Origin of the sequence: Stieleria sp. (assembly GCF_041595215.1) — a bacterium.
GTDB lineage: Bacteria > Planctomycetota > Planctomycetia > Pirellulales > Pirellulaceae > Stieleria > Stieleria magnilauensis.
The window spans coordinates 1-4,297 of the sequence record NZ_JBFHKV010000779.1 but is presented as its reverse complement, the minus strand read 5'-3'; the positions used below and the strand labels follow the sequence as shown (position 1 = coordinate 4,297).

The following is a 4,297-nucleotide window of genomic DNA, read 5'->3' as shown; positions in this document are numbered from 1 at the left end:
GGCGACGAGTCCTCTGCAGCGGGCTTATTGGCAGAGGACTCGTCGCCTCGTCCACTACCCGAAAATTGAGCTGACATAGAATACGAGTGCTCTGCCAAGCTTGAATCTTAGAGTTCAAGCCGATGACGGGTCACTCGACCACGCTCAAGGGAGCTTCGGCTTCGTTGCAGCTGAACCGTTCCAGCAGGCGGTAGAGTTTTCGGCGGTGAATGCCTAACACGCGTGCCGCCTTGGCCTTGTTGCCGTTTTCTTTGGCCAACACATACATCACGTGCGCCTTGGCGATGTCGTCGAGTTTGAGCGAGTCGGGTTTGAAGGCGGATTCGGCATCGCTGGTTTCCGCCGCCTCGGGGGCACTGGCCCGGTCGGTGGTGTGACGCTCGACATCACCGTCGACGCAATCGGCGATTTCCGAAGGGAGATCATCGAGGGTCACGTCGTGGCCATCGGCCAGGATCGTGGCGCGTTGGATCACGTTGATCAGCTGACGCACGTTTCCAGGCCAGGCGTAGCGATTGAGCGCATCCCGGGCGGCTTGGTCGACGTGCCAGGGGACCGGCAAGTAGTGATCGACCAACCGGTCCACGTCGCCTTCACGCTCGCGCAACGGCGGCAGTTCCAGTGAAAGGACATTGACCCGATAGAACAAGTCCTCGCGGAAATTCCCCGATTCGACTTCTTTGGTCAGATCCCGGTTGGTCGCCGCAATGATTCGGACCCGGACAAAACGTTCCTTGTGCGATCCGATGCGTCGCATCGAACCGTCTTCCAAGACACGCAGCAATTTGGGTTGCAACGAAAGCGGCAACTCGCCGATTTCGTCGATGAACAGCGTGCCCCCGTCGGCGATCTCGAACAGGCCGGGTTTGTCTGACGTTGCCCCGGTGAACGAGCCTTTCTGGTGGCCGAACAATTCGCTTTCGACCAACTGCTCGGGTAGCGCGGCGCAGTTGATCGTGACAAAGGGCTTGTCAGCGAGCTTGCTGTTTTGTTGGATCGCCCGGGCCACCACTTCTTTGCCGGTCCCGCTCTCACCCTGGATCAGCACCGGCTTGTCGGTGGGGGCCACCTTTTGCACCATCTTGACGACCTGTCGCATCGACGGTGATTCGCCGACAAGCTCCAGGGCGGGCCGGCTGCGCGAGATGATCGCTTTGAGTTGTTTGTTCTCGCGGCGCAAACGGCCACGATCCCGGGCCAACATGCAGTGGTGTTCCAAGTCGCCCAGCGAACAGGGCTTGGTCAAGAAATCGCAGGCGCCCAGCTTCATCGCCGAAACCGCCGACTCGATCGTCCCTTGGCCGGTCAAGATGATCACTTCCATCTCGATCTTGTCCTGCTGCACACGCTGTAACAATTCCATCCCGGACATCCCCGGCATGTTCATGTCGAACACGGCAACGTCAAAGCTGTCTTGCGCGCACAGCTCCAACGCTTCGGCACCGCTCGCCGCGGCGCTGACGTCATGACCCTTCCGCTCCATCCAACGGGCGGAGGTTTCGCGGAAATCATCTTCGTCTTCAACAAGCAGGAGCTTGATCGGTGAATTGGACATGGTGGCTTGCTGAACTCGTTGGCAAGGTTTTGCGGGTGGGTAATCAGGGGGAACGATCAATCATGCCAAACCCTTGGCATTCCGGTTGATCGGTCCGATCGGCTGGATACCATCGATCAACGAGCGTGCATTCTCGCACACTCGTGACAGGAACGCACGGTCAGGGCGCGTTTTTTCGTCTCGACGGCAGTCGACTCGGGAGTCCCGCCTGGCGTCTTGCCGCGCTGGAGCCGGCTGGCGACGAAACACAGGGCGATGCTTGGCCACAATCGAATTCGGTGTGATCCAGACGGATTCGCAGACCAAACCGAAGCGATCGTTGATTTTGTTGGGCCGTTCCACTTTTCCAGTGTCTCCTCGACGCGTTCCACGCAGGGGAGCCAGGCTCCCGGTCGACACAAGGCTGTGATGCAAACAGCGGACCAAGTGGGTTGGAACCGGGTGGGATGGAGCCGGGGCGAGGCCGTCTGAACCGGTCCGACCGGGTAACGCTGTGAAGCATTTTTGAGCGGTAGGGCGCGAGCCCTCCGGTGTTTGGGGAACGATGAGGGACCGGAGGGCTTGCGCCCTGCCGCTAACATGCATCACTCCGTTAGGTGTCAAAGGAGAGCGGCAGCGAACCGAGTATCCCGGAGGGATTTCAGCGAGTAGCCGGAGGTCAGGGCAGCGCCACCTCCGGGAAGAACTTCGCTCACCTCCGGCTACTGGCTTGGACCCCGTCGGGGTCATGCCGTGCGCCCAATACCGCTAACACCTCGAAAAACGCAGGGAAGAAATGCTTCACCGCGTTGCCGTCCAGGGTGCCAAGGATGATGGCGCTGCAGCGCCGCCGGTCACTCCAGGTCGAACTTGATGCCGCCGACGAAGGTGGCGCACAGGTTGTAGAGCAGCGCGCCGATGACACCGCCGATGAATCCGCCGACGCCATAAAACAACGGCATCAGGATGATCGCTCCGATGCCGCCGATCAGTCCCGCCATCGCGTCGCCTCCCTGTGCCGCTACCCCGCCCAGTGCCATCAGGCTGAACAACCCGCCCACGAGCAAGCCGATGAGGGCGTACAGCACGCCCAGCATGATTCCACAAGACATCACGTCCAGCCGTTTCACCGTGACGGTTCGACGCGTTGAGGTGACCGATTGAGCGACGTTGGGAGTTTCGTAGGGATTGCCGGTTGACATGTTAGAATCCTTGACCAAAGCGGTCGGTTGGTAGAGAGAAAGAGAACGCGTTACCAACGTAGCGTATTGGATCCATGCGGGTGGGTGGTGGCTGACGGTTTATGGATCGCTCCGTGGCGGGGCAGTGGGTTTGTGCCGCGTCCGAATCGACAAGCCGTTGCGCCCCGGCTGCGGTTTAGTCGCGGTTCTGGGAGACCAAATTCGCTCGACCGACCAGCAGCGGATCGACCGTGCCGATTCGATCCTGGTCTCGATTGGCGTAGGGGATGGTGTTCAAGACGAATCGCATCGCATTGAGTCGTGCGCGTTTTTTGCAATCCGATTTGACGACCGTCCACGGGGCGTCGTACGTGTCTGAATAGAAGAACATCGCTTCTTTGGCGCGAGTGTAGTCGTCCCATTTGTCCAGCGACGCGAGGTCGACCGGCGAGAGTTTCCATTGTTTCAGCGGATGGGCTTCACGCTCCTTGAAGCGTCTCCGCTGTTCGTCTTGGCTGACCGAGAACCAGAACTTGATCAACCAGGTGCCGCTGCGGACCAGGTTTCGTTCAAAGTCGGGGACTTGCCGCATGAATTCTGCATATTCATCATCGCTACAGAATCCCATCACGCGTTCGACTCCGGCGCGGTTGTACCACGATCGGTCGAACATTGTGATTTCGCCGGCGGTGGGGAGATGTTGGATATAGCGTTGAAAGTACCATTGTCCGCGTTCGGTTTCGCTCGGTTTCTCCAGCGCGACGACGCGCGCACCACGGGGGTTGAGGTGTTCCATGAAGCGTTTGATGGTTCCACCTTTTCCTGCGGCATCGCGGCCTTCAAATAGGAGGACGACTTTCTCTTTTGATTCCTTGACCCAGGCTTGCAGTTTGAGCAGTTCTACCTGCAGTTGGTACTTTTGTTTTTCGTAGCTTTTTCGCGACATCAAGTTGCGATAGGGGAAGGCACCGTCACGCCAGCCGCTGGCGAGTTGGTCGTCGGGGCTGCTGCGTCGCCCGGCCGAGCCGGGGCGTGCTTTTTTGAGCAAGGCATTGCGCAGCACGGTGGCGTCTTCGGGTGAGGCGCCATCGATGATCACTTCCAACGTCTTGGCCAGCGTGTGCACGTCATGCGGCGGCGTCGTCGCGATGATGTCGCGGACCGCGGTGATCTTGCTCTGCTGGGCCGCGGCGACCGATTGGTCGACCTCGAAGGACTCCAGCTCGTCGGGGGTCAGCGACGGTGAGGTGTCCCCCTCCGCGACCAGGCGATTGCGGCGTTTGGATTGCTTCTTTGATTTCGTCTTCGTGCGACTGCTGCCGTTTTTCGACGGTTTGGCGGGTTTTGGCGACATTTCCGATTGGGAGGTGCAAGGGGCGGACAGGCGGGCGAAAGGCACGGCGGGGAGTCGGCTTCTGTAGCATAGCACGTGCCAAACGGAGGATCTCGGCGATCGGCCGGCGGGTGCGGAGGCCTGTCAGGCAACGCTGTGAAGCATTTAATCCCTGCGTTTGACGAGGTGTTAGCGGCAGGGCGCAAGCCCTCCGGTCCCTCATCGTTCCCGAAACACCGGAGGGCTCGC

General features: G+C 59.9%; 3 protein-coding genes. All 3 read right to left on the bottom strand.

Annotated features, from left to right (window positions below):
• Positions 1–130: 130 nt before the first annotated feature.
• On the bottom strand, positions 131–1,555 hold the full coding sequence (locus tag ABX749_RS24035) for a sigma-54 dependent transcriptional regulator (RefSeq protein WP_145210666.1): 1,425 nt from the start codon (positions 1,553–1,555) through the stop codon (positions 131–133).
• 833 nt (positions 1,556–2,388) lie between these two features.
• Complete coding sequence (locus ABX749_RS24030; RefSeq protein ID WP_145210663.1) at positions 2,389–2,736, bottom strand: hypothetical protein; 348 nt, start codon at positions 2,734–2,736, stop codon at positions 2,389–2,391.
• A gap of 175 nt (positions 2,737–2,911) precedes the next feature.
• Positions 2,912–4,069, bottom strand: coding sequence for a polyphosphate kinase 2 (gene ppk2, locus ABX749_RS24025; protein ID WP_372898230.1), 1,158 nt, complete (start codon positions 4,067–4,069; stop codon positions 2,912–2,914).
• Positions 4,070–4,297: the final 228 nt, after the last annotated feature.